The following is a 24,670-nucleotide window of genomic DNA, read 5'->3' on the forward strand; positions in this document are numbered from 1 at the left end:
CGCTTCGGCCACAAACACGCCTAAATCGGCTGATAATCCCACAAGCATGAGAATTTTGCTTGCAGAAGATGACGCGACCCTCGCGTCTCAGGTCAAAACCCTGCTCACCGCCGAAGGCCGCGTCGTAGACGTCGCCCATGACGGCGAGGAAGCGGGCTTCCTTGGCTCGACCGAGCCCTACGACATGATCATCCTCGACCTTGGCCTGCCGACGCGCGACGGCATATCCATCCTGAAGGAATGGCGCAGCGAGGGGCTGGACACGCCGGTCCTGATCCTGACCGCCCGTGATGGCTGGACCGACCGCGTCGACGGCCTCGACGCAGGCGCGGACGATTACATGACCAAACCGTTCCACATGCCGGAACTCGCCGCCCGCGTGCGCGCCATGCTGCGCCGCAAGTCCGGTCGCACAAATCCGCTGTTCGAAAAAGACGGCGTGGCCTTCGACACACGCAATGCCAAGGTGACGCTGGGCGGTGTTCCCGTCGATCTGACCTCGCAAGAGGTGGCCGTGCTATCCTACTTGATCCACAACGCGGGTCGCCTGATTTCGCGCACCGAACTCAGCGAACACATCTACGAATATGACTGCGACCGCGACAGCAACACCATCGCCGTCTTCATCACCCGCCTGCGCAAAAAACTCGGGCCCGATTTCATCCAGACCATTCGCGGGCGCGGCTACATGGTGGACGCAGCCTGATGTTGTCCCTGCGCCGCAGGGCCATGATCGGCGGTGCACTATCCGCCATGGCATCCATTCTGGTGGGTGCTTTCGTGCTTCTCAGTTCGATCGAGAACAATGTGCTGGACCGGTTCGACCGCGCCTTGGCTGATCGTCACTCGCAACTTGTCGTCGCCCTCGCCGGCACCTCGGACGACCCCACGCAGCTGGCCGACCGCGTCTACGATCCCGCATACACGACGCCATATTCTGGTCGCTACTGGCAGGTCACCGGCCCGGACGGGCGCATTTACACGTCCAGTTCCTTGTTTGACGCGACGCTGAAAGTGCCGTCGCATAGCCCGACAAGTCTGTCCTTACGCTCCATCGCTGGCCCTGACGGCGCACCAATCCGCACCATCTATCAGCGGATCACGCTCGAAGATGGCAGCGTCTGGGGTGTCAGCGTCGCCGAGAGCCTCGCCTCCCTGACGGCGGAGCGGCAGCAAACGCGCCGGTCCCTGCTGCTGGTCTTCGTGCTGGTGGGACTCCTTGGCCTTGCGGGTGCATTTTTGCAAACGACGACGATCCTGCACCCTCTCGACAAATTGCGCCGTGATGTCGCCAAGCGATGGGAGCAGGACGAGAACCTGACCACCACCGACTACCCCGAAGAAGTTGCCCCGCTGGTGGACGACATCAACGAATTGCTGACGCGCAACCGCGACATCATCGCCCGGGCACGCAGGCAGGCTGCCGATCTGGCCCACGCGCTGAAGACCCCAACGGCGATCCTGCGCAACGAGTTGGCGCTGCTCGACGCGCAAAACCACGACATGACGGCATCCCTTGAAGCGCTCGACCGCGTCGATGCGCAGCTTGGCCGTTCACTGGCCCGCATGCGCGCTGCCAACAGCGGAGCCGCCGCAAATATCCGCACTGACCTGTCGAATTCCGTCGATCGCTTCACACGGCTGTTCAGTTCGATGGCCGCGCGCGATGGCAAATCCATGACCACCAATTGCGCGCCCGAACTCAGCATCCGGATGGACCAGCAGGACATCGAAGAGGTCATCGGCAACCTGCTCGACAACGCGCTCAAGTGGTGTGACGCACGAATTTCCCTTAAGGCGCGGCAATGCGAAGGCGGCGTGGAAATCCTGATCGAGGATGACGGCCCCGGCATCCCCGAAGGCCGCGAGCGCGAGGCCCTGGCGTCAGGCGGCCGTCTCGACAGCTCCAAACCCGGAACCGGCCTTGGCCTTGCCATCGCCATCGACCTGTTGCAGGCCTATGGCGCGGATCTGGCGCTGGAAAAATCAGTAGATCTTGGCGGTCTTGCCGTGCGCATCTTCATCCCGGGAAAGACCCGCGCCGTGACGCTTCCGAAAGCCGCCTAGTTGTCGGCCTCCGGTGTTTGGTCTGGCTGCACAAGCAGTCCGTCTTTCCATATACCGCTGGCAACCTCACCGTTGGCGTAGGTCAAAACGCCCCGGCCTTCCCGCTTTCCGGCGGCAAAACCGCCCTCGTAGACGTCGCCTGTCTCGTAGGTCGCAATGCCCTCGCCATGCATCTGCCCGTCCTTCCAGTCGCCAACATAGCTAAAGCCGTCCTCACTGGTCAGCGTACCTTTCCCCGACCGCTTGCCGTTCTCGAAGCCGCCCTCATAAACCATGCCGTTGGCAAAGGTTGTCTTGCCCTGTCCGTGCTTCTGGCCAGCGAGCCAGCCGCCCTCATACACCTTGCCGTCAGGAAAGGTCATTTTGCCCTGACCCTCATTGCGGGCATTGCGAAATTCGCCCTCGTAGACGACGCCACTGGGATAGGTGGCCTTGCCGGACCCCTCGATCACGCCCCCGACCCAATCGCCTTCATAGCTTGACCCGTCCGTGTATGTGATCTTGCCACGGCCGTCGGCCAGATCCGCGCGAAGCTGCCCGACATAAACCGACCCGTCCGGATAGGTTACCTTGCCCTCACCCTCAACACGCCCATCGACCCACTGGCCTTCATACTCGAACCCGTCCGCCCTTTTCGAGCGGCCCTGCCCGTGGCGCTGATCCGCCTTGAAGCCGCCTTCGTAGAAATCACCACTGGCGTATTCCATCCGCCCCTGCCCATCCCGCGCGCCCGCTTTCAGCGTTCCGGTATAGGTGTCCCCGTTCGCGCTCCGCCGCACGCCTTCGCCTTCCATCTGGCCTGCCACCCAGCCGCCCTCATAGGTCAGACCGTCCGGCATCTCCAAACGGCCTTCGCCTTGCCGCATTCCTCCGGCCATCTCGCCATCATACGTGGCACCATCAGGATAGGTGATTTTGCCACTGCCACCCTTGACCCCGGCAATCCACTGTCCTTCGTAGCGATAACCGTTCGGATTCACCATCACGCCGGTGCCATGATGCTGTGCATTCAAAAATTCACCCTCATAGCGCACGCCGTTGGCGTAGACCGCGATCCCGCGACCGGTGATCTTGCTGTCGACCCAGTCGCCCTCATAGGTGCCGCCATCGGCAAAAATAATCTTGCCAAACCCGTCCGGTTTGCCGTCCTTGAACTGGCCCTCATAGAGCGACCCGTCAGGAAAGCGGGCCGTGCCTTGCCCGCTTATCTGGCCGTTCACCCAATTGCCGGAATACTCATAGCCGTTGGGCAACGTAAAAATACCTTGCCCGTGACGTTTTCCTTCCTTGAACGCGCCGGTATAGACGCCCCCGTCTTCATACTGCTTGGTACCGGTCTCCTGCGCGGCAACCGGCAGCGTGGCGAGGCCAAGGCAAAACAAGGAAACGACGCTCAGGCGCATGGGGAAAACTCCATCGGGTAAATTTCGCCAGAGCCTAGTTCAGCGCCCAGCCCCTGACAAGCGAGCCGCCCCCTCGACTTCTTTTTTCCCAAAATACCTCGGGGTTTGGGGCAGAGCCCCAATATATCATCATGTGCGCCGCAGGCGCCCCTTTTGGCGCGCCCTCTTTCCCTCGCGCAAAGGTCTGCTAAATGTGGCCTGTTGACCGAAGGATATCCCCAATGAGTGACACGTTTCGCCTGACTCTGGCCCAACTGAATCCCACGGCGGGCGATTTCGCCGGAAACGCCGCCAAGGCCCGCGATGCGTGGCGGCAGGCCAAGGCAGCGGGCGCGCAGATGGTCGCGCTGCCCGAAATGTTCATAACCGGCTATCAGGTGCATGATCTGGTCATCAAGCCAGCCTTCACCGAAGGCGCGGTCGCCGCGGTGGAGCAATTGGCAAAAGACTGTGCCGACGGTCCAACCATGGGTATCGGCCATCCCGTCTCCATCGACGGGGCGATCTTCAACGCATACTCGATCCTCGAAGGCGGCGTGGTCAAATCCCGCACGCTGAAGCACGAGTTGCCAAACTCGGGCGTCTTCGATGAACGGCGCCTTTACGAGAAAGGCCCGCTTGGCGGCCCTCATTCCATCGGCGCGATGCGCATCGGCACGCCGATCTGCGAGGATGCATGGCACGAGGACGTCTGCGAAACCTTGGCCGAGTCCGGCGCTGACATCTTTCTGGTGCCGAACGGCTCACCGTATTTTCGCGGCAAGCACGATGTCCGCCTCAGCCACATGGTCGCCCGCGTGGTCGAGAACGACCTGCCGCTGGTCTATCTCAACATGGTCGGCGGGCAGGACGACCAGGTCTTCGACGGCGGCTCTTTTGTGCTGAACCGTGGCGGCAAACTGGCGCTGCAACTGCCGGCCTTCGACGAGGTCATTGCCCATGTCGATTTCATCCGCGAAGATGACGGCTGGGCTGCCGTCGAGGGCGTGAAAACCGCCCTACCCGACGACTACGAACAGGACTACCGCGTCATGGTCGAAGCCTTGCGCGACTACATGCGCAAGACCGGCTTCAAACAGGTACTGCTCGGCATGTCCGGCGGCATCGACTCCGCACTCGTCGCCGCCATCGCCGCCGATGCGCTTGGTCCCGAAAATGTACGCTGCGTGATGCTGCCCTCCGAATACACCTCCGAACACTCGCTGGAAGATGCGTCGGAGGCCGCGCGGCTGCTCGGCACCCGCATAGACACCGTCCCCATCAAAGGACCGCGCGCGGCGGTGACCGAGGCGCTTGCGCCGCTGTTCGAAGGCACCAAGGAAGACCTGACCGAGGAAAACATCCAGTCCCGTCTGCGCGGCGTGCTGCTCATGGCGATCTCCAACAAGTTCGGGGAAATGCTGCTGACCACCGGCAACAAATCCGAGGTCGCGGTCGGCTACGCCACCATCTACGGCGACATGGCGGGCGGCTATAACCCGATCAAGGACCTCTACAAAATGCGGGTGTTCGAAACCTGCCGCTGGCGCAACACCAACCACCGCCCCTGGATGATGGGGCCGGACGGCATGGTTGTCCCGCAACGGATCATCGACAAACCCCCGTCAGCCGAGCTGCGCGAGGACCAGAAAGACGAGGACAGCCTGCCGCCCTACGACATCCTCGACGACATTCTGGAGCGTCTGGTCGACCGCGATCAGTCCGTGGCCGAAATCGTCGCCGCAGGCCATGACCGCGCCGTTGTCAAGAAGATCGAGCACCTGATCTACATCAGCGAATACAAGCGCTTCCAGTCCGCTCCCGGCGCCCGCCTGACCGACAGCGCCTTCTGGCTCGACCGCCGCTACCCCATCGTCAACCGCTGGCGCGATCCAAGCTAAGTCGCAGTCAGTCAGATTTTGACAATATCTGCGCCAGTGATAGGCTTCCGGCATATTTGAAGACTTTTTATGCCGCAGGAGCGCACTGAATGCGCCTGAACCAGATAATGTCAGCCGATGGCCAAGAGGCCTATCTTGCGGAACGGCGCGCACCGTATTTTGCGAAGGCGGAAAAGTATCTCGCGACGCATTTCGCACCGCTATGTGCGCCGCTGCAACCTCCGACCCTGCGGGCCGTGGTCGAGAGCGCGTTCCACGACGCCCGCACATGGGGGTTTCGCACAGAACGCGAATTGTTGCGCTACCTAATCCCGACAGCCCTGCTGGGTGAAGGCTTCGCAGGCGACCCGCTGCTCAGGCCGCTGTTGCGCGCCGCGTTTTGGATCAACGCCCAAGACCGGCCGCTGCGCTCACCAGGCTTTCCCCGGCTCTTTGATGTCGTGGACATGTGGCACCGCAGACGCCGTCGCGATCTTGACGCGCCCGACAGGTTTGCCACCGCGCTGAGCACACCCTTGCCGGCACAAATCGCCTACCCCGATGCGCAACGGCTTTTCCGTGCCTGCTGGCCGAACCTGCTGCAGAATATACCGCCCGATGTGCTTCGCCGCTTCGCAGATACCGGCCTGAAGGCGCTACAAAGCGACGGGATCGGCCTTGATGTGGCGGTCCGCCTGCTTGCCGTGCAGGTCGGAGCCGGCCACCGCGCGGGGCGGGCCAACTTCCACCCTGACCTATGTGCGGCCGCCCGCGAGGGCCGCTTCGACGCGACTGCCGGGTTGGCAGCGCTTACGTCAATGGAGACCTCCTCATGACCCTTCCCCCGACCGGCACCGGCGCACGCGCCATGACCCAGCAGGACCGCCTGTTCACAGAGGACGAAATTTTTAATGACACGCAACCCCAAGGCGGGCACGAACTGACCCATACCGTTCAGCAGTCTGGCAGCCCCACCAGTGCGGCGGAGCAAGCCGCCGAACAGCAAGGCACCGATGCAGACCCGGACCAGGATACCCAACCTTGCCGCGGCTGGGTCGAACTCTACACGCATTACGCGGAGTTCGATCACATCCCGATCTCGGGACGCATCACCCTGTCGAAGGTCGAGGAAGGCGGCGGCCTGACACAGATTTCGCAAGATCAGGTGGATTACGAACGCATCGCCGGCGATGTCGAGGTGTTCGTCGCCCCGAGACCCAGACCGCGTCCCGAAGGCCTCGGCGAGGAGCAGGAAGGCGAGGAACCGGCGACCGAGGACACCGCTGACGGTACCGACCCGGACATGGAAGCAGGCGAGCCCACCAGTCAGGCACAAATGCCCGCCACCGCCGCCGCGAACGGCAATGCCCGCATCCTGCTTGGTGGAGAGGAAGGACTGGAGCCGGGCACCTATCGCGTCGCGTTCCAGCCGACCATTCGCCACGGCAAACTCAGGGTGCATCCCCGCGCCATCACAGCGGCAGAAGATGCCGCGCTGGAACACCGGTACAAGATCATTCCCACCGACGGCGTGGTGCCTGACACGCTGACCGAGGCCAACACGACAGATCGTTACTATCAGGTGCCGGGGACAACCACCGTCGAAGAAGAGTGGAGTCAGGACGTCAATGTCATGTGCATGCCCCGCAACATGCCGTTCCGCGTCGAGATGGTCTGGACCGATTTCAAGGCCAATCCGTTCCAGAACAACCGCTCCGAAGGGCGGTTGCGCACCTTGCACCCCAAAGCCCGCCACACCTTCTTTTGCTTCGTCAATAAATGCGAAGAAGTCGACCGTGAATACGTGGTGCTGTCGGGCCTGCGCGGCCCAGCCGAGCAGGACGAGCTTTATTGCCATGGCCGCGCCACCGAGGCCTATTGCGTCAATCTGGGCTTTACCGCCCATCCAACGGGTTGGCGCACCAATGCCAAACGGTGGCGCAGCAATCACAACTATGGCGTCGCGATAGATATGCAGGACTTCAATGCGGACGACTGGGTCAACCAAGGCATCCCGTCGCAGATGGCCGGCACGGTGGGGGATCAGTTCGGCCTCGAATGGGGCGGCCGCTGGACTGATAGCCGGGACTACCCGCACTTTCAGCTCTCGACCCCGTCATGGCGCGCCTTGCGGGATCAGGTCACGAACGGCGTGGTAGCCGAAGCACGCCGGCTCACCTATGATGGGAACGAATATGTATCCTTCTAAGTCCTTTCTCGCCGCCTTGGTGCTGGCCTGCTTGCCATTTTCAGCGCAGGCCGAATGCCTGTCACCGGAGACCTTTGAGGTCCTGAAAGGAACCCTGGCGGGCGTCGAAGCGGTGGAGCAAGAGGGCCGCTCGCCCGACTACGCGGAGACTATTCGCGCGGGTGACAGGTTGACGGTGGTGGAGGCCGTGCGTCCGAACCGTATGCTCAGCTACGTGGTCATTGATCTGGGTGGGCAACACCTGATCCGCGGCTACTTCGAGACCTACGACATCGCCGCCAAGGGTGTTTCCACAACCGGCAGCTTCGAGGCATTGGCGACGGAGGACGGCACGCTCATCCCGCTTTGCGGCGAGAGCAAGATGGGTCCGATGGTCACCGAGCCCATTCTTGAACTGCTGCCGCAAATAAGCGGGCAGGCCGAGTAGCGCACGTCCTTGTGATTTGTCCGGGCTACTGCGATTTGGCACCACATCAGGATGAATTATTACCTACCGCTTGTTTTCGCCGCTGTTCTGAGCGTTCTGGCCGCCCCGGCGCAAGCTTGCGGTCCGGACTCCGATTGCATTTTAGGGGATCGCACATATCGCATCGCCATGCCTGCAAGCCATGACGGCACCACACCGGTGGGCGCCATCGTCTTCGCGCATGGCTACAAGGGCAGCGCGGCAGGGTTGATGGGAAACCGCAATCTTCGCCGGACGGTTTCCGATATGGGGCTGGCATTTATTGCACTCAAATCCAAAGGCGATGATTGGGTATTGCCGAACGCGCCGCGTCACATGGACAGCGACGGGGCCGAGGAGTTTGCCTATGTTGACGCCGTGATCGCCGACGCCGCCAGCCGTGCGCAAATCGACACAGGCCGCATGATGGCGGCCGGATTTTCGGCAGGGGGGATGATGGTCTGGAACCTCGCCTGCGCCCGCCCCGACCTGTTCGCAGGTTTCGCCCCGATTTCCGGCACATTCTGGAAGGGACCACCCAAGACTTGCGTCAGCCCGGCGGCCAGCATCATCCATATTCACGGGGACAGCGATCCCACAGTGCCGCTGGACGGCCGCCCCATTCTGAACACCCGTCAGGGCAAGGTGTCCGAGGCGCTGGCAATGTACCGCGATTTTGGCGACTTCGGCGAGAGCAAACCGCACAACACTGCGCAGCTCATTTGCCAGAACAGCACCAACGATCAAGGTGCGGTTCTGGATTTTTGCCTGTTCCAAGGCGGTCACAGCTTCCGAAGCGACTATTTGCGTCACGCTTGGTCACGCCTGAAGGAAGCCGGACATCTGTAAGCAAAGTACTACCCCGCTTCGGCCTGCATCTCGGAGCAGTCCGCATGACACATGCGGCCGGGCAGGGTGACACGCACAGGTGCCCCGTCGTTCAGGCAGGAGGTCGTTGTCAGCGTGCCGCCGCGCTCCTTCACAAGTGACGCTGCCATCGCCATGTCGCCGCCCCACTCCGCCGCGCCTTGCTCGAATGCACTGTCATCCGTGATCGTGACGCCGAGAATATTGGCGTCGGACTCTTCTACGGCGACACTGATCGAACTCACCGCCCGGCTGGTCGCCTGTTCCAGCAGACACCGCAGCACAACCTGCGTGACGGCCCAGTCACCCTCTATCGGCTGGTTTGGCAAGCTCATGCTGATGCGACTTTCCGGATCGACCAGCGCGGCAATGTCCCGGCACATATGCGCCAGATCAATTTGCACGAACTCCGGCGGGCTTTCACGCAGGTGGCTGGTGCTTTGCAGCACCTCGTCCAATTCTGAAATGGCCGTTACTACGATGTTGTGAATGCTGTCGATATTACCCAGCTTGCCATCGCCCAGATCAAGAAAGCCATCCCTGAGCATATCAAGATGCGCAAGCACGGAGCGCAGTGGCGATTTCGAGTCCAGAATGGAGTTCGTGGCAAATGCCCTGACCTTTTCGGCGGCGGCAGTTTGCGCACTCAGCTTCTGGGTAAGCTCGATTTCCAGCTTGTTGGCCTCTGTGACATCGACGGCGACACCGAGAATCTGCGTCACCGGGCCATTCGCACCGGAACCAAAAATCGGAGACAGCGTCGTGCGCCACCAACGCGGCCCTGTGGGCAGTTCCAGAATTTCCTCGTAAGATTCGATTTGCCCGCTGACACGGCAACGTTCGTAATTGGCGACGACCGTATCGGCCATCCTTTCCGGCAGCACGTCATGCGGTGCCTTGCCGATCAGGGCGGCCCCGTCGATCCCCGTCTCGCGCTCATGCTGCCCGCTGATATGGCTGAAGCGATAGCTTCCCTGCCCGTCGGAACCCGAGCTGACGTCCAGCAGGAAGGACGGCAGGCCGATCATTTCCATTACATGCTTGATCTGTGGCGACCCGATCCATCGTAGTTTGCTTGACATAGTTCCCTCACTCGCTGCCACGCAAAGCTACGAGCGAGAGGGTTTACAGACCGATAACTTCGCTAGAAATTAGCAAGGTAAATCAACGGCATTTGAGTCAATTGGATCAGGTCGCCCGCACCTTACAGCATCATCTGATAGCTCATCGGCACATATTCGAACCCGTCACCTTTCGACGCCACATACCCCATCGCCGGGAACGGCATGTGATAGCCCACCATCGGCACACGATCAGCCGCCAGCATCCCCAGAACCGTGCGGCGGGCCTCGGCGGCTTGTGCCTTGTCCATGTCGAAACGAACCTCCCAATCGGGTTTGGCCAGTGACCAGACAGGGTGGTTTGCCAGATCGGCGATCAGCATCAACTGCGCCCCGTTACTTTCGATCATGTAGCCCATGTGACCCGGCGTGTGACCGGCCGCCAGAACCGAGGTGATCCCCGATGCGACCGAGGCACCGTCCTCGATCATCGTCATCTTCTCGGATAGGGGCGCAACCTTGGTCTTGAACCCCTCGTTATCTGCGTTGGACCAGTGGTTATGCTCGGCAGCACCTGTAACATAGGCGGCGTTCTTGAACGTCTCGCCCGCCTCGCCCATCAAGCCACCAATGTGGTCGCCATGCATATGGGTAATCACGACCTTATCCACTTGATCCGCCGTATATCCGGCGGCCTCGACCGCTGCGGTGATGCCTTCGGCGTTCAGGCCGGTGTCGAACAGGATCAGCTCCGCGCCGGTATTGACGAGCGTGGGGGTAAAGAAGAACTGCACCTTGTCGACAGGCAGGAACGCCTCCTGAGACACCTCGGCAAACTCTTCGGGGCTGACATTCATCCCGAAAATGCTCTGCGGCTCGTCGCGGGTGGCGGTGCCCGCAAGCAGGGTCGTCACTTCGAAATCGCCCAGCTTCACGCGGCGGGACTTGGCGATATCCATGCCTTTCATCTCGGCCTTGGCGGCGGCGGCATGGGGCAATGCGGCGGCAAGCGGCAGGCTGGCACCAAGGGACAATGCGGCGCGTCGGGTCAGTTTCATGGCGGGAACTCCTCTGTTGGGTGGCATTGGGTCAATCAGATAGTGCTTCGAAGCCCGACGCCAATCAATAGGGAGTGAGCGCGTGCAGATATGGACAAATGCGGGCCGTTGTGGTTCACGAACGGCAACCCGAAAAGGACCAGTTCAATGACCGTCACCCGCTTCGCCCCGTCGCCTACCGGCTATATCCATGTCGGCAACCTGCGCACCGCGCTGTTCAACTACCTGATCGCACGCAAGGCGGGCGGGCAGTTCATCCTGCGCCTTGACGACACCGACCCGGTGCGTTCGACGCAGGAATATGCGGATGCGATCAAGGTCGATCTGGAATGGCTTGGCATCGAATGGGACCGCGTGGAGACGCAATCGTCACGCCTCGACCGCTATATGGCCGCCGCTGACGACCTTCGCGAGAAAGGCCGTTTCTACGAGGCGTTCGAGACCCCGACCGAGCTGGATCTGAAGCGCAAGAAGCAGCTGAACATGGGCAACCCGCCTGTCTATGACCGCGCGGCGCTGAACCTGTCCGAGGACGAGAAAGCCGCGCTGCGCGCCGAACGTGGCGATGGCGTCTGGCGCTTCAAGCTGGATCAGGAACGCATTGAATGGAAAGACGGCATTCTTGGCGACATCTCCATCGACGCGGCGTCGGTGTCCGACCCCGTGCTGATCCGGGGCGACGGGCAGGTGCTCTATACGCTGGCCTCTGTGGTCGACGACACCGAAATGGGCGTCACCCATGTTGTGCGCGGCTCTGACCACGTGACCAACACCGCGACGCAAATCCAGATCATCGAAGCACTCGGCGGCACTGTCCCCAGCTTCGCGCACCATTCCCTGTTGACCGGCCCGCAGGGCGAGGCCCTGTCCAAACGCCTCGGCACCCTGTCCCTGCGCGACCTGCGCGCGTCGGGGGTCGAGCCGATGGCGCTGCTGTCGCTTATGGCGCGTCTCGGCTCCTCCGACCCGATCGAGTTGCGCACCTCAATGGACGAGCTGATCGAAGGGTTCGATCTGAACAACTTCGGCTCCGCGCCGACCAAGTTCGACGTGCAGGACCTCTACCCGCTGACCGCCCGCTATCTGCACGCCCAAAGCGTGGGCGAGGTCAAAGCCGATCTGGACGCATTGCAGATTCCGGCGGAGCAGCAGGAGGCATTCTGGACCGTCGCCCGCGAAAACATCACCACCCGCAAGGACATCGCAGGCTGGTGGGATCTGTGCATGAACGGCGCCGATCCGGTGATCGACGACGAGGACAAGGATTTCGTGGCCGAGGCCTTGGCACTACTGCCTGACGGCCCCTACACGGAAAGCAGTTGGTCGGACTGGACCGCTGCCGTCAAAGAGGCCACCGGCCGCAAGGGGCGCGGGCTGTTCATGCCGCTGCGCAAGGCGCTGACGGGGATGGATCACGGACCGGATATGGGCTCGCTGATGCCGCTTTTGCAAAAGATCAAGGCCAAGGGCTGACCAACGGTCGGAGCCTCCGGCGGGAATATTTTTGAAGCAATGAAGCGGAAGGGCGTGGCTTCAACTGCCGCCCGTCCAGCCGCGGATCAGGTCAAGGGCGGCGGGGCTATCCCACTCCGCCTCCCCCCTCATACGCGCGACCTCGCGGCCTTCGGGGTCGATCAGGATCGTCAGCGGCAGGCTGCTGCCACCGACCGCCTGCATCAGCGCCATTTTCGGGTCGAACAGCTTTGGCAGGTTCTTGATCTCTTTCTTGACGAAGAACTTGTCCACCGCTGGCCGCGCGTTGCGCCCTGTGGTGATGGTCACGACCTCGAAATCACTGCCACCCAATGCCCCGTCCAACCGGTCGAGCGCCGGCATTTCCTTGACGCAGGGTGCGCACCACAAGGCCCAGAAGTTCAACAGCACATGCTTGCCACGATAATCCGCAAGGGTAACCGGGCCACCGGACGCATCCGTCACGGTGGTATCAGGCATCGCACGCGGCTCTGCATGGATCGTCAGTTTGGCCAGATCGCCCTGCGCCAGCGCCATCAACGCGCCCGTGTCGGCGGTCGCAGGGTTTGCACCCGCCGCCAGCGCCGCGTATAGCACCAAGAGCTTCATAAACCGCATTTCATTACTCCAAAGAGCCAGTCCCATGACCGACCAGAAAAAAGACGCATCCAACGCCATGTGGGGCGGGCGCTTCGCCGCCGGTCCAGACGCCATCATGGAGGCTATCAACGCCTCCATCGGATATGACCAGCGGTTCGCCCGCCAAGACATCGAGGGCTCCCGCGCCCATGCCGCCATGCTCGGCGCCAAAGGCATCATTACGGGTAACGATGCGGACGCGATCAGGGAAGGCCTCCTCACGGTCTTGTCAGAGATCGAGGGGGGAAATTTCGAGTTTTCCGCCGCCCTGGAAGACATTCACATGAATGTGGAGGCCCGCCTGCGCGAAGTCATAGGCGAACCTGCGGGTCGTTTGCACACCGGACGGTCCCGCAATGACCAGGTGGCGCTGGATTTCCGCCTGTGGGTGCGTGATCAGGTAGACGCAGCCATCGACGGAATCCGGGCGCTGCAAAACGCGCTCCTGGCGCAGGCAGAGGCCGGTGCCGATTGGGTGATGCCCGGTTTCACCCACCTGCAAACCGCGCAACCTGTAACATGGGGCCACCACATGCTGGCCTATGTCGAGATGTTGGGACGCGATGTCTCCCGCTTCACCGACGCCCGCACCCGCATGAACGAATCGCCTTTGGGCGCGGCGGCGCTGGCGGGCACCTCTTTCGACATAGACCGCCATATGACGGCCGAGGCGCTTGGCTTCGACCGCCCGTCGGCAAACTCGCTCGACGCGGTGTCCGACCGCGATTTCGTGCTGGATTTCCTGAATGCGGCCTCCATCTGCGCCATGCACCTGTCGCGCCTGTCCGAGGAGCTGGTGATCTGGTCCTCCGCACAATTCCGCTTCGTCACCCTGAGCGACCGCTTCTCCACGGGCTCCTCGATCATGCCGCAAAAGAAGAACCCCGACGCGGCCGAGCTGATCCGCGCCAAGATCGGCCGCATCTACGGGGCCAATACCGCGCTGATGATCGTGATGAAGGGCCTGCCGCTGGCCTATTCCAAGGACATGCAGGAAGACAAGGAACAGACCTTTGACGCCGCGGACAGCCTGATGCTGGCGCTGGCCGCGATGACCGGCATGGTCGCGGACATGACTGCCAACACACCACAGTTGGAAAAAGCCGCCGCGTCGGGCTTCTCCACCGCGACCGATCTGGCCGACTGGCTGGTGCGCACCCTTGATATGCCGTTCCGCGAGGCCCATCATGTGACAGGTGCGCTGGTGAAGCTGGCCGAGGACAAGGGCTGCGACCTGCCCGACCTCAGCCTTGCAGACATGACCGGCGTGCACGCCAAGATCACCCGTGACGTGTTCGACGTGCTGGGGGTCCATAACTCGGTCGCCAGCCGCACCAGCTATGGCGGCACGGCCCCCGACAACGTGCGCGCGCAAGTCGCGCTCTGGAAGGAGAAGCTGGCATGAGATACGCAATCGCACTGGCAACGCTGGCCATACTGGCCGCCTGCGGCATCGACGGCGACCCAAGCACGCCGGAGCCGGAAGCCAAGCCACAGACGGGAATTGCCATCACTGGCCGTGCCGAGGTCGGCGTAAGCAAGCAATGGTAGCCGCGAAATAGGCGATCCCCCGCCGCCACAACCGCTTGCAAATGGACAGCGGCGCGGGTGAAGTGAATAAAGGGTGCGGGGAACGCGCCGCGCAACGGGTAAGTGAGACTATGGAAAAGATACCGATGACCCCCAAGGGGTTCAAAGCGCTCGACGACGAGCTGAAAAACCTCAAGGTGGTGGAACGCCCCGCCATCATCAAGGCCATTGCCGAGGCCCGCGAGCATGGCGACCTGTCGGAAAACGCCGAATACCACTCCGCCAAGGAAAAGCAGTCCTTCATCGAGGGCCGCATCAAGGAAATCGAAGGCATGATCGGCTTGGCGCAGGTCATCGACCCCTCCAAGCTGTCCGGCCCGATCAAGTTCGGCGCGACCGTCAAGCTGGTGGACGAGGACACCGAGGAAGAGAAAACCTATCAGATCGTGGGCGAGCAGGAGGCCGACATCCATAACGGCCTGCTCAACATCGCGTCACCGCTGGCCCGCGCCCTGATCGGCAAGGAAGAAGGCGACAGCGTCGAGGTCAAAACCCCCGGCGGTGCCAAGGATTACGAGATTCTGGAAATCAAATACGCCTGAGGGCAAAGGCACGGGACATGGCAGACCAACAGCCTGAGATCATGACGGACAAACCCATGGAGCTGGGTATCTACTCCCGCCCCGACCGCGGGTTGGCGGCGGCGGATATCATCGCCATCGCCCTGTCTGCCCTCTGGCTGATCGCGGTGTTGATCTATTTCTTCGCTCTCGCCCCCGAGGAGGAAACCTCCCGCGGCACCTTCGTCGTCGCCATGCTGGCTATTTTCCTGCCCATCGCGCTGATCTGGATCGGGGCCACCGTGGTCAAAACCGCCCGCGTCATGCGCGAAGAAGCCACGCGCCTGCAATCGGCCATCGACGCTATGCGGCAAGCCTACGTCGCGCAGGCGCAAACCTCCGGCATGGGCATCAAACCGGCGGTGGAGCGCAAGCTGGACGAAATCGCCTCCGCTACCCGCCAGACACAAAACGCCGTCGCCACGTTTGCCACGTCCCGTCAGGCAGTCGTCGCGCAATCCCCTGCGCAACCCGCCTTGGTCAAACCGGGCGTCAGCGCCGACAGCCAGCCCGCGCTGGCTCTCGGCACCCCGTCCGAGGCGATGTCGCCGCCGCTATCAGTCGACGATTTTATCGGCGCGTTGGACTTCCCCGAAGATGAAAACGACATGGAGGGGTTCCGCCAGTTGCGCCGTGCCTTGGCCGATCACGAAAGCTCCAAACTGGTGCGGGCGTCGCAAGACGTGCTGACCCTGCTCAGCCAGGACGGCATCTATATGGATGACCTGACCCCCGACCGCTCCCGCCCCGAGCTGTGGCGTCAATTCGCCAAGGGCGAGCGCGGCGCAGCGGTCGCAGGGATCGGCGGCGTACATGACCGCTCCTCTCTGGCGCTGGCCTCGGGCCGGATGCGCTCCGACGCGGTATTCCGCGACGCCGTCCACCACTTCCTGCGCCAGTTCGACAAAACCTTCGCCCGCTTCGCCGAAGGGGCCAGCGATCAGGACATCACCAAGCTGGCCGACACCCGCACCGCACGCTGCTTCATGCTGCTGGGCCGTGTCACCGGCACGTTCGATTAACCCACCATTAAGGTTAACGCGCGCCCTTCTGCTTCATCTTGGCGGTAAATATTCCCCCCGGAGGGTCGCTCGGCCAAGCACCTGTTGCTCTATCCGGTAGACCATCGTCGTGGCTTTGCGAAACCCGAAAATCCGGTGCAACGGCCACGCATCGACCTGGCCACGCGGCTCGAACCCCTGCCGTTCATACAGCGCCCGCGCGCGCGGATTGCTGTCGATCACATCGAGCCGAACTTCGTGAAACCCTCCATCACTCGCATGTTTGACGATTGCATCAAGCAGAGCAGTCCCCACCCCTTTACCGCGCGCGGCCTCATCCACGAAAATGCCGTCCATCAGCAATTGCCCGTCGGCCAGGTCGCGTTCCAGCTGATCCAGAAGCAGCCCACGCCACAGCCCGCCAAACCGGCCATAAAGCGGCGTCAGGTCGGAAAGTTCCCCGCCCACCAGACCGCCCTCGGCAGTCTTGAAGCCCGCAACGCCAAGCAGCCGATCGCCCTCGGCGGCGCAGATCGCAAACTGCGGTTGCAGCACGCTGGTGATAAACCGCAACGCCCGCTCCTCCGGCCCCAGAACAGACCCCAGCTTGCCGGAAAATGCGCCCCAGAACAGCCGCGCGACACGCTCGCGCTGCGTCTCGTCAAAGCCATGCACGACCTGCATTACAGCCCAAAGCTGCCATAGGGCAGGTAGCGGACCGGATCACCGCGCCCGATCTCCGCCGCACCGTCGGGCAGCTCCACCAACCCGTCCGACCAACTCAGGCCAGAGATGCGCCCCGACCCTTCGGAGGCGAACACCTCCACACCGTCCGGCCCCATGCGGGCACGCAGATACTCGCGCCTGCCGGGCTTCTTGCGTTTCTCGAACGCCGCCGGAACCATAAACGCTTGAGGCTCGGCGAACGCCGCCCCCGCCAGCTTAAGGCAGGCAGGCCGCGCGAAGACCAGCGCGCAAACGAACGCCGCCACTGGATTACCCGGCAGCCCGAACACCGGCACACCCTGCCACAAGGCCAGCGCCAAGGGCCGCCCCGGCTTCAACGCAATCCGCCACGCCTGCAAGTTCCCCTGTTCGCGCAACAGGGCCGAGACGTGGTCCTCGTCCCCCGCCGACGCCCCGCCGGAGGTCAGGATCACGTCACACCGCGCAGCCCCCTCATCCAGCAGCGCCTTCAGCGCCGCGCGGTCGTCACCAACATGGCCCAAATCCACCGCCTCGAACCCCCAAGCGGTCGCCATCTGCAACAGCATCGGGCGGTTGGCGTCGTAAGTCCGGTCGGGCGGAGCATCTTGCGCAGGCTCCACCAACTCGTCGCCGGTCGAAAGAACGCCTACACGCAACCGCTCGAACACTGGCACGCTATCGACACCAAGCGCCGCCAACAGTGCCGCGTCCTGTGCGCGCAGCACATGGCCCGAGTCAAACACCTGCCCGCCAGCGACCACATCCTCCCCCGCCTTGCGGGTGTTGGCGCGAGGCCTTACCGGCCCGCGAAACGCCACATGCGTGTCGGTGACGCTGCAATCCTCCTCCAGCACGACCGTATCCACGCCTTCAGGCAGGACCGCCCCTGTAAGTATCCGCAACGCCGCACCACGCGGCACTGCGTCCTCATACGCCGCCCCCGCCGCCGCGCGGCCCGCGAGCAGCGGCAACACCTGATCGCCCTCGCCCGTCGCGTCATGCGCGAAACCGTAGCCGTCCACCGCCGAGTTCGGCGCGGGCGGGTTCGACCGCCGCGCCACCACTGGCTCCGCCACCACGCGGCCAACCGCCTGCATGTGCGCCACCTGCTCCACGCCGACGACGCGGCTCACCGCCGCTTCCAGCCGCGCCAGAGCCTCGTCCACCGGCGTCCAGTCCACCCCTGCGGGCAGCGCGAAGCAGTCGTCACGCATCTTTGGTGGTCTTGGTAATTCCTGCGGTCGCATCGCGTCCTCCAATATCTGTTCCGCCCCGACGCCCAAGATCCAGCCTTCCGCGCCAGACCCTTCGCCCGCCGCCAAGGCCTGCCCCAGCGTGCCGTTGGCATCCATCACAGCCATTGCATTTGCCACCGCCCGAACTTGCCCAGCATCCTTGATCGCATCGCCCGGAAAGCTCTTCGCCAGCAACGAGGGCCAGATTTCCACGAATGCCACGCCGCTGTCCAACGCCTCAAACGGCCAGACCTTGGCGCCGAACTTCCGGCGCAGGCGGGCCAGCACCGGCAGTCCCATGATGACCTGCGAGCCCACGGACCCCGCGCCCGACAACTGCCAGCACGAGAAGCTGCCCTTGGCGAGATGCTCCACCGCACGCTTCTCCGCAAACTGCGCGTTGGTTCGCGCAAGCCCCTTGCGTGGCAGGTGGTCCACATCATGGTTGGGGCGGCCATTCCCCCAGAACGGCCCGACGCCGTCCAGCCCCGCATTGATGGCCCCCGCCAGATCGAACCGGTTGTTCGCGTTGGGCGCGTCCTGCACCCGCGCTTCTAACCACTCCCATAGCCCCCCCAAGGCGTCCTCGACGCCCGTCAGGTGCTTGGCAAAGCCCGAAGGATAGCCGAACGGAAAGTCGAACCCGACGCAAACGCGATTGCCTACTTCGGCAGCCAACCGCGCGGCAAGCCAGTCCTCCGCCACCTGCCGGTTGCGCAGATAAACCGGCTCCTCCCCAGCGACACAGACCCAGATCGCGTCCGCTTTCGGCTTGGTCCCACGGTCGTTCCCGCCAGACCAGTCCACCGCGATATGCGTGTCGAACAGGCTCACAGCCCGACGCGGGCCAGTATGAAATCGGCGATGGCGCTCGTGTCATCGAGATGCAGAACCGGCACCGAGACCTCCGGCGCGGAATCCGATGCCACTGCCACGATCGTCTCATCCCCCGGCGCGATCAGTGGCTGGCCCGTCGCCGCACGGTGGGCTTCGATCTTGTCATGTCCCTCACGCTTGTAGCCTTCTATCAACACCAGATCGACAGGATCCAGCTTGCCCAACAACTCCTCCAGCGAGGCCTCCTCCGCCCCGCGCAACTCCGTCATCAACGCCCAGCGATTACGCGACGACAGGATCACCTGCGACGCGCCGGCCATGCGGTGCCGATGGCTGTCCTTGCCCTCGTGATCCACGTCGAACGAATGGTGCGCGTGCTTGAGCGTCGATACGGTGAGCCCGCGCCCCGTGATCTCTGAGACCAGCCGCTCCATCAATCCGGTCTTGCCGGAGTTCTTCCAGCCAGTGACACCAAACACCTTCATAGCAATGCCTCCGCCCGTGCCATGTCTTCCGGCGTGTTGACGTTGAAAAACGGATCGAACGGCGTGGCGGGAAACTCCGCCATGGCGGTGCCGTGTTTGTCCGTCCATGCCACCACCTTGCGTACACCGTCCGCCAGAGCCGCCCGCAGGTCGTCGCGCAGATCCACGGGCCACAAACCGAAGGTGGGATGCCGCGCCATACCGCGCTCGGGGTCCGGTGTCGCGGCAAGGGCAATCGGCGCGTTCTCGGCGGCCAGCATCAGGCGCGGCACCAGATCGCAGGGGAAAAACGGCGTGTCAGCCGCGGCGGTCACGATATGGCTATGCCCCCGCGTCGCGGCCCAGTCCATGCCCGCCAGAACCCCGGCAAGCGGGCCGGGGTATTCCGCCACGCTGTCGGCCACGACGGGCAGGCCGAACCCCTCGAACCGCGCCACGTCGCCATTGGCGTTCAACGCCACTTCCGCCACCTGAGGCTCCAGCCGCGCGATAACCCGCGCCAGCAACGTCTCGCCGCCCAAGACCAGCAACCCCTTGTCGCCGCCGCCCATGCGCCGCGACTGGCCGCCCGCCAGAATGACCCCTGCCGGTTGCTTCATGCCGCCCCCTTCCGTCGCGATTTCTTCGGCTCTTCCGCCACTTTGGACAGGTCCGCGTCCCAGACCAGCCGCTCCGCCCCCGACAGGCAAACGAACCGCTGCCCGCGCATACGACCGATCAGGGTCAGCCCGACCTGCTGCGCTATCTCCACGCCCCAAGCGGTGAAGCCGGAGCGCGACACCAGCACCGGAATCCCCATCAGCGCGGTCTTGATCACCATCTCCGAGGTCAGCCGCCCCGTGGTGTACAGCACCTTGTCGGCGGCGGATGCCCCCTCCAGCGCCATCCAGCCAGCGACCTTGTCGACGGCGTTATGGCGACCCACGTCCTCCATATAGACCAGCGGACGGTCGCCTTGGCATAACACCGTGCCATGGATCGCCCCTGCGGTCAGATACAGCGACGGGGCAGTGTTGATCGCCTTCGCCAGCGCATAGAGGTCCGAGGTCTGCACGCGGGCGTCAGGCAGAGTCAGCCCCTCCAGCCCCTCCATCATGTCGCCAAACACCGTGCCCACAGCGCAGCCCGAGGTACGGGTTTTCTTCGCGAGCTTCTCCTCATGGTCGGTTACAACGGCAGTGCGTACCACCACGGTGGCAATCTCGTCGTCGTAGTCGATGCCGGTGACCTCATCTTGCGGCCCGATCATTCCCTGATTGCGCAGGAACCCAAGCGCCAGATATTCGGGGTAGTCCCCGATTGTCATCGCGGTGACGATCTCGCGAGCGTTGAGGTAGATGGTCAGGGGCCGTTCCTCAACCACGCGGATCTCGGTCTCGCGACCCTCGTGGTCCGTTCCTGTAACGGCGCGCGTCAGCCCCGCGCGGTCGGGATCGGGGGCCAGAAGCCAGCCTTGATCCGGTGTATCACCATTTGCCATTTGAACCTGCTCCTTAGGCACATTAGGACCGTTGCAATCGCAACCCTAGAGGCAGAGCATGTCCCCTTCCACCTCCAAATCCGCCCTGTGGCGCGGTGTTTTGGCCGGCCTGCCGTTCATCATCGTGGTTGTCCCCTTCGCCATGCTGTTCGGCGTCGCCGCGACCGAGGCCGGGCTGCCGCTGGCGCAGGTCATGGGCTTCACCGTGCTGGTCATCGCGGGTGCGTCGCAGTTCACGGCCTTGCAGTTCATGATCGACAACGCGCCGGTGCTGGTGATCATCGCGTCGGCCTTGGCGGTGAACCTGCGCATGGCGATGTATTCGGCGGCGATCACGCCCTATCTGGGTGACCAGCCTTTGTGGAAACGGGCCGTTCTCAGCTACGTTCTGGTGGACCAGACCTACAACCTTGCGATCCTCGACTTCGAAGAGAACCCTGACCAGACCACCGCCCAGCGCACCGCGTTTTTCGTTGGATGCTCCCTGCCACTTATCCCGCTGTGGATCGGGTTCACTTGGGTGGGCGCGGCCTTGGGCGGGCAAATTCCGCCGGAATACGGGCTGGACTTCGCCCTGCCCATCGCCTTCCTCGCCATGGTCGCCCCTGCCCTGCGCACGGTAGCCCATATCGCGGCGGCGGTAACGTCCGTGGTGTTGGCGCTGGTGCTGGGCTTCATCCCGCTTAACTTGGGCCTGCTGGTTGCAGCCCTCATCGCCATGATGGTCGGCGCGGAAGTCGAAAGGCGGATGGCATGACCTATTCCGACACAACAGTCTGGTGGATCATCGCGGCGCTTGGCCTCGGCACTTTCCTCATTCGCTTCTCGTTCATTGGCCTGATCGGTTCTCGCCCGATGCCGCCATGGGTGTTGCGCCACCTGCGCTACACCTCCGTCGCGATCCTGCCCGGACTGGTGGCGCCGCTGGTGGTCTTTCCGGCGGCAACCGGAGGCATCCCTGACCCCGCCCGCCTGCTGGCGGCTATGGTCACCGTGGCGATCGGGTATCGCACCAAAGGCGTGGTCGGTGCGATGCTGGGCGGGGCCGCCACATTGTTCGCGGTGCAGTATTTGCTGGGCTAGTCAGACTTTCGAGGAAAGTCTGGACAAAAATCCTCTTGGAGGATTTTTCACACCGGCAGAGCCGTCGTCTTGAACACGGTGCGCAGAGCAAAGCTGGACTGCATCTGCGCCACTCCGGGCAGTCGCGCAAGCGAGCGGCGGTGGATGGCGGCGAAGCCTTCGGTGTCCTCGGCGACGACCTTCAACAGGTAATCCGCCGTGCCTGCCATCAGGTGGCACTCCAGCACCTCCGGTATTTTCGCCACCTCGCGCTCGAACGCGTCCAGCACCTCGTCGGTCTGGCCGCGAAGGGTGATTTCGACAAACACCGTTGTGGGGCGTCCGACCTTGCGGGCGTCGAGCATGGCGACATAGTCGCGGATGATGCCCTCTTTCTCCAGCCGCTGCACCCGGCGGTGACAGGCCGAGGCCGACAGATGCACCTTCTCCGACAATTCCGCATTCGACATGCGGCCCGATTTCTGAAGAACGCGCAGGATGCGGGCGTCCGTGTCGTCATATGGCAGCATTGCGAAGATTTCTCCCTTCCAAGGGGCAAAAATCGCATAAAACGTGCATCACCCTCTTGGTGCAAGGGACAATTCGCAGACACCTGCACGGGGGAACTGGCTAAACTATGTCACCAAAGAGGAGGAGACTACCGTGCTAATTGGATGCCCAAAAGAAATCAAACCACAGGAATTCCGCGTCGGCGTGACGCCCAACGCCGCGCGTGAGGCGGTGGCGCATGGCCATGATGTGCTCGTGGAAACGGGCGCTGGCATCGGCGCGGGCTTCGACGACGACGCCTATACCGACGCCGGCGCGCAGATCGCGACGACGGCGGAGGACGTCTTCGCCAAGGCCGATATGATCGTGAAGGTGAAGGAACCGCAGCGCACGGAGCGCAAAATGCTGCGCGAGGGTCAGGTGCTGTTCACATACCTGCACCTTGCCCCCGATCCAGAGCAAACCAAGGACCTGCTGGCCTCCGGCGCGACCTGCATCGCCTACGAGACCGTGACCGACGCGAAAGGCGGCTTGCCGCTGCTGGCCCCAATGTCGGAGGTCGCGGGCAGGCTTGCGCCGCAAGCCGGTGCGTGGGCCTTGCAGAAAGCCAATGGCGGCAGCGGCGTGCTGATGGGCGGCGTCCCGGGCGTCCGGCCGGCCAATGTGGCAATCATCGGCGGCGGGGTCGTCGGGACGGCGGCGGCNCTGCTGGCCTCCGGCGCGACCTGCATCGCCTACGAGACCGTGACCGACGCGAAAGGCGGCTTGCCGCTGCTGGCCCCAATGTCGGAGGTCGCGGGCAGGCTTGCGCCGCAAGCCGGTGCGTGGGCCTTGCAGAAAGCCAATGGCGGCAGCGGCGTGCTGATGGGCGGCGTCCCGGGCGTCCGGCCGGCCAATGTGGCAATCATCGGCGGCGGGGTCGTCGGGACGGCGGCGGCGCGCGTTGCGGTCGGGATGGGGGCGAACGTCACCGTGCTGGACCGCTCGGTCCCGCGCCTGTCCTATCTGGATGATGTGTTCATGGGCCGCCTGACCACGCAATACTCGGACAAGGGTGCAATGGAGGAACTGCTGCCGCGCATGGATATGGTGGTGGGGGCCGTTCTGGTTCCCGGTGCCGCCGCGCCCAAACTGGTCACGCGCGAGCAGCTTTCACTGCTGAAACCCGGCTCGGTGCTTGTCGATGTGGCCATCGACCAGGGCGGCTGCTTCGAGACATCGAAGGCCACCACCCACCAAGACCCGATCTACGAGGTCGACGGCATCGTGCATTACTGCGTTGCCAACATGCCCGGCGCGGTCGCGCGGACGTCCACCATCGCGCTCGGCAACGCGACGATGCCGCATATGCTGGCGCTGGCGGACAAGGGGTGGAAGCAGGCCTGCAAGGACGATGTCAACCTGCTGAACGGGCTGAACGTCCATGCGGGCCAGCTGACCTATGCCGCCGTGGGCGAGGCGCTTGGCATCGAGGCGATCACACCTCAGCAGGCGCTCGAAGTCTGAACGCAAAAAGGCCCGCCACATCCGGCGGGCCTTTTCGATCTTGTCGTGGCAAAGCCTATTTCGCCTTGGCGAGGCTGTCGCGGATCTCCAGCAATACGTCCAGTTCCGACGGGCCGGAGTCGACTTCCGGTGCCACTTCCTCGGGCTTCTCGGCCATGGCTTTCACCTTGTTCACGTAGCGCACCAGCATGAACACCACGAAGGCGATGATCAGGAAGTTGATGATCGCCATGATGAACGAGCCGATGGCGAACACCGCAGCGCCTGATTCACGTGCGGCTTCCAAAGATGCACCCTCGGGCACGTCGCCGGATAGCACGATATACATGTTGGAGAAGTCGATGCCGCCGATAATCAGTCCGATAACCGGGTTGATCAGGTCGGCCACGAGCGAGCTGACGATGGCGGTAAAGGCCGCACCGATGATGATACCGACGGCCATGTCCATGACATTGCCCTTGGCGATAAAGTCCTTGAATTCGTTAAGCATGGTTCAATCTGTCCCCGTTTTTTTCCGACGCATTTTTTACGTTTGGTGCGCCTATGATTGATTGCATAGCATTTTTTCGCACCAAACCATCCCTTTTTTAGCGCATTGTTTCCATTAGGTTGACG

Annotated in this window: 26 protein-coding genes and 1 pseudogene; 16 read left to right on the forward strand and 11 right to left on the reverse strand. The window is 63.1% G+C overall.

Going from position 1 to position 24,670, the window contains the following annotated elements:
* The first annotated feature begins 46 nt into the window (after positions 1-46).
* Together THALAR_RS14195 and THALAR_RS14200 are read left to right on the forward strand one after the other, a co-directional pair.
* Positions 47-706, forward strand: coding sequence for a response regulator transcription factor (locus THALAR_RS14195; protein WP_040818871.1), 660 nt, complete (start codon positions 47-49; stop codon positions 704-706).
* Positions 706-2,067 carry a sensor histidine kinase gene (locus THALAR_RS14200; protein ID WP_021102278.1) on the forward strand — a complete coding sequence of 454 codons (1,362 nt, stop codon included), beginning with the start codon at positions 706-708 and terminating at the stop codon, positions 2,065-2,067. Before THALAR_RS14195 ends, THALAR_RS14200 begins: the two co-directional genes overlap by 1 nt.
* Here the strand turns inward: THALAR_RS14200 and THALAR_RS14205 are convergent.
* Entirely contained in the window at positions 2,064-3,470 is a 1,407-nt protein-coding gene (locus THALAR_RS14205; protein WP_021102279.1) for an MORN repeat-containing protein, read from the reverse strand. The genes THALAR_RS14200 and THALAR_RS14205 overlap by 4 nt on opposite strands.
* A gap of 221 nt (positions 3,471-3,691) precedes the next feature.
* Here THALAR_RS14205 and THALAR_RS14210 point away from each other — a divergent pair, with 221 nt between their 5' ends.
* The 5 genes from THALAR_RS14210 to THALAR_RS14230 all read left to right on the forward strand — a co-directional run bounded on the left by THALAR_RS14210 (position 3,692) and on the right by THALAR_RS14230 (position 8,832).
* Positions 3,692-5,350, forward strand: coding sequence for an NAD+ synthase (locus THALAR_RS14210; RefSeq protein WP_021102280.1), 1,659 nt, complete (start codon positions 3,692-3,694; stop codon positions 5,348-5,350).
* A gap of 89 nt (positions 5,351-5,439) precedes the next feature.
* Complete coding sequence (locus THALAR_RS14215; RefSeq protein ID WP_021102281.1) at positions 5,440-6,165, forward strand: hypothetical protein; 726 nt, start codon at positions 5,440-5,442, stop codon at positions 6,163-6,165.
* On the forward strand, positions 6,162-7,538 hold the full coding sequence (locus THALAR_RS14220; protein ID WP_021102282.1) for a M15 family metallopeptidase: 1,377 nt from the start codon (positions 6,162-6,164) through the stop codon (positions 7,536-7,538). Before THALAR_RS14215 ends, THALAR_RS14220 begins: the two co-directional genes overlap by 4 nt.
* Positions 7,525-7,965 (forward strand): hypothetical protein, encoded by a 441-nt coding sequence (locus tag THALAR_RS14225; RefSeq protein WP_021102283.1) that lies wholly within the window; start codon positions 7,525-7,527, stop codon positions 7,963-7,965. Before THALAR_RS14220 ends, THALAR_RS14225 begins: the two co-directional genes overlap by 14 nt.
* 51 nt (positions 7,966-8,016) lie before the next feature.
* Positions 8,017-8,832 (forward strand): alpha/beta hydrolase family esterase, encoded by an 816-nt coding sequence (locus THALAR_RS14230; protein ID WP_021102284.1) that lies wholly within the window; start codon positions 8,017-8,019, stop codon positions 8,830-8,832.
* A gap of 8 nt (positions 8,833-8,840) precedes the next feature.
* Here THALAR_RS14230 and THALAR_RS14235 read toward each other — a convergent pair whose 3' ends face one another.
* Entirely contained in the window at positions 8,841-9,932 is a 1,092-nt protein-coding gene (locus tag THALAR_RS14235) for a PAS domain-containing protein (RefSeq protein ID WP_083483487.1), read from the reverse strand.
* Between the two features lie 122 nt (positions 9,933-10,054).
* Entirely contained in the window at positions 10,055-10,969 is a 915-nt protein-coding gene (locus tag THALAR_RS14240; protein ID WP_021102286.1) for an MBL fold metallo-hydrolase, read from the reverse strand.
* 147 nt (positions 10,970-11,116) lie between these two features.
* On the opposite strand from THALAR_RS14240, the gene gltX reads away from it, so the two are divergent.
* Entirely contained in the window at positions 11,117-12,442 is a 1,326-nt protein-coding gene (gene gltX, locus THALAR_RS14245) for a glutamate--tRNA ligase (protein WP_021102287.1), read from the forward strand.
* Between the two features lie 60 nt (positions 12,443-12,502).
* Here the strand turns inward: gltX and THALAR_RS14250 are convergent, their stop codons facing one another.
* Positions 12,503-13,060, reverse strand: a complete 558-nt coding sequence (locus THALAR_RS14250; protein WP_040818875.1) for a TlpA disulfide reductase family protein — start codon at positions 13,058-13,060, stop codon at positions 12,503-12,505.
* Between the two features lie 25 nt (positions 13,061-13,085).
* On the opposite strand from THALAR_RS14250, the gene argH reads away from it, so the two are divergent.
* From argH to THALAR_RS14270, 4 genes are all read left to right on the forward strand, one after another.
* The gene (argH, locus tag THALAR_RS14255; protein ID WP_021102289.1) at positions 13,086-14,486 is read left to right on the forward strand and encodes an argininosuccinate lyase; all 1,401 of its coding nucleotides are present in this window, start codon (positions 13,086-13,088) and stop codon (positions 14,484-14,486) included.
* Entirely contained in the window at positions 14,483-14,632 is a 150-nt protein-coding gene (locus tag THALAR_RS14260; RefSeq protein WP_021102290.1) for a hypothetical protein, read from the forward strand. Before argH ends, THALAR_RS14260 begins: the two co-directional genes overlap by 4 nt.
* Positions 14,633-14,742: 110 nt before the next feature.
* On the forward strand, positions 14,743-15,213 hold the full coding sequence (greA, locus tag THALAR_RS14265) for a transcription elongation factor GreA (protein WP_021102291.1): 471 nt from the start codon (positions 14,743-14,745) through the stop codon (positions 15,211-15,213).
* A gap of 41 nt (positions 15,214-15,254) precedes the next feature.
* Complete coding sequence (locus tag THALAR_RS14270; protein WP_245622443.1) at positions 15,255-16,253, forward strand: hypothetical protein; 999 nt, start codon at positions 15,255-15,257, stop codon at positions 16,251-16,253.
* A 33-nt stretch (positions 16,254-16,286) separates the two neighbouring features.
* On the opposite strand, the gene THALAR_RS14275 is transcribed toward THALAR_RS14270, so the two are convergent.
* Genes THALAR_RS14275 through fdhD form a run of 5 tightly spaced genes read right to left on the reverse strand, consistent with a single transcriptional unit; the run spans position 16,287 to position 20,977 of the window.
* The gene (locus THALAR_RS14275) at positions 16,287-16,916 is read right to left on the reverse strand and encodes a GNAT family N-acetyltransferase (RefSeq protein ID WP_021102293.1); all 630 of its coding nucleotides are present in this window, start codon (positions 16,914-16,916) and stop codon (positions 16,287-16,289) included.
* Positions 16,916-19,009, reverse strand: coding sequence for a molybdopterin-binding protein (locus THALAR_RS14280; protein WP_021102294.1), 2,094 nt, complete (start codon positions 19,007-19,009; stop codon positions 16,916-16,918). The genes THALAR_RS14275 and THALAR_RS14280 overlap by 1 nt, the downstream gene beginning before the upstream one ends.
* Positions 19,006-19,497: a molybdopterin-guanine dinucleotide biosynthesis protein B gene (gene mobB, locus THALAR_RS14285; protein ID WP_021102295.1), complete on the reverse strand. Its 492-nt coding sequence runs from the start codon at positions 19,495-19,497 to the stop codon at positions 19,006-19,008. The genes THALAR_RS14280 and mobB overlap by 4 nt, the downstream gene beginning before the upstream one ends.
* On the reverse strand, positions 19,494-20,096 hold the full coding sequence (mobA, locus tag THALAR_RS14290) for a molybdenum cofactor guanylyltransferase MobA (protein ID WP_021102296.1): 603 nt from the start codon (positions 20,094-20,096) through the stop codon (positions 19,494-19,496). The genes mobB and mobA overlap by 4 nt, the downstream gene beginning before the upstream one ends.
* On the reverse strand, positions 20,093-20,977 hold the full coding sequence (gene fdhD / locus THALAR_RS14295) for a formate dehydrogenase accessory sulfurtransferase FdhD (protein WP_021102297.1): 885 nt from the start codon (positions 20,975-20,977) through the stop codon (positions 20,093-20,095). Before fdhD ends, mobA begins: the two co-directional genes overlap by 4 nt.
* A gap of 58 nt (positions 20,978-21,035) precedes the next feature.
* Here fdhD and THALAR_RS14300 point away from each other — a divergent pair, with 58 nt between their 5' ends.
* Positions 21,036-21,734, forward strand: a complete 699-nt coding sequence (locus tag THALAR_RS14300) for an AzlC family ABC transporter permease (RefSeq protein WP_021102298.1) — start codon at positions 21,036-21,038, stop codon at positions 21,732-21,734.
* On the forward strand, positions 21,731-22,060 hold the full coding sequence (locus THALAR_RS14305) for an AzlD domain-containing protein (protein WP_021102299.1): 330 nt from the start codon (positions 21,731-21,733) through the stop codon (positions 22,058-22,060). The genes THALAR_RS14300 and THALAR_RS14305 overlap by 4 nt, the downstream gene beginning before the upstream one ends.
* 47 nt (positions 22,061-22,107) lie before the next feature.
* On the opposite strand, the gene THALAR_RS14310 is transcribed toward THALAR_RS14305, so the two are convergent.
* Positions 22,108-22,566: an Lrp/AsnC family transcriptional regulator gene (locus tag THALAR_RS14310; RefSeq protein ID WP_154666830.1), complete on the reverse strand. Its 459-nt coding sequence runs from the start codon at positions 22,564-22,566 to the stop codon at positions 22,108-22,110.
* 136 nt (positions 22,567-22,702) lie between these two features.
* Between THALAR_RS14310 and THALAR_RS19065 the strand changes: the two are divergent.
* Together THALAR_RS19065 and THALAR_RS14315 are read left to right on the forward strand one after the other, a co-directional pair.
* Positions 22,703-23,101, forward strand: a pseudogene (locus THALAR_RS19065) (alanine dehydrogenase); the annotation flags it as partial.
* The gene (locus THALAR_RS14315) at positions 23,099-24,055 is read left to right on the forward strand and encodes an alanine dehydrogenase (RefSeq protein ID WP_456085432.1); all 957 of its coding nucleotides are present in this window, start codon (positions 23,099-23,101) and stop codon (positions 24,053-24,055) included. The pseudogene THALAR_RS19065 and the gene THALAR_RS14315, both read left to right, overlap by 3 nt.
* 55 nt (positions 24,056-24,110) lie before the next feature.
* On the opposite strand, the gene mscL is transcribed toward THALAR_RS14315, so the two are convergent.
* On the reverse strand, positions 24,111-24,545 hold the full coding sequence (gene mscL, locus THALAR_RS14320; protein ID WP_021102302.1) for a large conductance mechanosensitive channel protein MscL: 435 nt from the start codon (positions 24,543-24,545) through the stop codon (positions 24,111-24,113).
* Between the last annotated feature and the right edge of the window lie 125 nt (positions 24,546-24,670).

This window comes from Litoreibacter arenae DSM 19593 (assembly GCF_000442275.2).
In the GTDB taxonomy this organism is placed as follows: Bacteria; Pseudomonadota; Alphaproteobacteria; order Rhodobacterales; family Rhodobacteraceae; genus Litoreibacter; species Litoreibacter arenae.